We start from the raw sequence: 1351 nt of genomic DNA on the forward strand, positions 1-1351 counted from the left end.
GCTCTTCGGCCGCGGGTCGCTCGGCGACCTCGACGAGTCGACGCTCGCCGCCGCCGTCGCGGAGCTCCCGACCGCGCCCGGCCACGCGGGCGACCCCGTGGTCGACGTGCTCGCCGCCTCGGGCATCGTCGCCTCGAAGGCAGCGGCCCGGCGGGCGATCGGGGAGGGCGGCGCGTCGGTCAACAACGTCCGGGTCGAGGCGGAGGACGCGGTCCTGCGCACCGAGGACCTCCTCCACGGGAGGTGGGCGATCCTCCGCCGCGGCAAGCGCACCCTCGCGGTGGTCGACGCGCACGCCTGAACCGCACGAGCGCCCGTCGGCGCCGCGCGACCTCTCCCGGATGCCCGGTCCCCTCGTGGGGCCGGGCATCTGTCGTCGAGTCGCACGCCCGGGCCGGCGCATCGGTCGTCGAGTCGCACGCCCGGGCCGGCGCATCCGTTGGTCGAGTCGCACGCCCGGGCCGGCGCATCTGTTGTCGAGGCGCACGCTCCCGCCGTGCACTGGTGGCCGGGCGCACGCCCGCGGCCGCGCATCCGTGAACGGGCCCTGCGCCTCCCTGCACCCCGGCCGGCGGGAGAGTCGTCGACCGGCCCGTGAGCGCCAGGCCCGCGACGCGCAGCCCGACCGCCGTCAGTCGCACCTGGGTGCGGGGAGCGGATCGGCGGGCGCAGGGAGCGTCGACACACAGGGATGCGCGGGGCGCGCGAGGCGCCTGGGCGGACGGACCCGGACATCCCGGACGCGCGAGGCCCGCGGGACCGGGGGAGCACCGGGCGCCGAGGCTCGCTCGTCGGCAGCCCGACGGGACGTCGGCCCAGGTCAGGGCGCCCTTCCCCGCCTCGGGCGGTGCCCTCCGCTTGCCTGGTGACGGGGGTCACCGCAACCGGATTTGCCTCCGCCGCCAGGGCCCGCGTAATGTTCTCGATGTCGCCCGGCAGGGAGGAACGGACACCGAGGAACGATCCCGGTGGCTGGTCCCGAGGGTGGCCGCCCCCGAACAGAACCGCATGAGCTCAGTGCGCCTGCAGTACGTTCGGGAGGGCCTGAGCCCGCAACCGCGAGCCCTACGGGGCGGACGGGAACGGCCGGAAGGTCCGCTAAGATGGAGAACGACAAAGCCTCTGACGAAGAGCCGAAAGGCTCGAGCAGATGCGCGTCTGTTCCTTGAGAACTCAACAGTGTGCCAAGTAGTCGATGCCAAGATGGTCCATCGCACAGTGTGTGGTGGGTCTTGGTTGAGATTGAGGAGGCTCGTCCACCCCCGTGGATCGGGTCTTCTTTTGACAGCCGAATCTGATTGGTCCTTCGGGGCTGTTTCGTGTGTCGGTTGCCTGCCTGCTTCGGTGGGTG

Annotated in this window: 1 pseudogene; it reads left to right on the plus strand. The window is 72.8% G+C overall.

The window, feature by feature from the left end:
- Positions 1–301, plus strand: a pseudogene (locus HGA02_RS19475) (tyrosine--tRNA ligase); the annotation flags it as partial.
- Positions 302–1351: the final 1050 nt, after the last annotated feature.

This window comes from Cellulomonas septica (assembly GCF_012396155.1).
Lineage (GTDB): Bacteria > Actinomycetota > Actinomycetes > Actinomycetales > Cellulomonadaceae > Cellulomonas > Cellulomonas septica.